At 64.2% G+C, this 257-nt stretch carries 1 protein-coding gene; it reads left to right on the top strand.

Annotation, left to right across the window (positions count from 1 at the left end; translation table 11 throughout):
- Nucleotides 1-257: alkaline phosphatase PhoX (locus tag SB756_RS32235; protein ID WP_410913522.1), on the top strand; the 257-nt coding region annotated here is incomplete at both ends.

Genomic DNA, 257 nt, shown 5'->3' with positions numbered 1-257 from the left:
GACGGCATGAGCCTGTTCGCCTTCCCGGACGACCGCCACCGCGCGCTGATGGCCATCAATAACGAATACACCAACTACCGCTACCTCTACCCCCATGGCGGCTTGCCGCAATCCGCCGAAGACGTGCGCAAGGCCCAGGCCAGCGAAGGCGTGTCGGTGATTGAAGTGCAGCGCAAGAATGGCCAGTGGCAGTTCGTCCAGGGCTCGCGCTACAACCGACGGATCCACGGCAACACGCCGATCCGCCTGAGTGGCCC

Source organism: Pseudomonas sp. SIMBA_068, from assembly GCF_046534705.1.
Classification (GTDB): domain Bacteria; phylum Pseudomonadota; class Gammaproteobacteria; order Pseudomonadales; family Pseudomonadaceae; genus Aquipseudomonas; species Aquipseudomonas putida.
The sequence above is the reverse complement of the archived record's forward strand: the minus strand, read 5'-3'. Positions and strand labels throughout refer to the sequence as shown.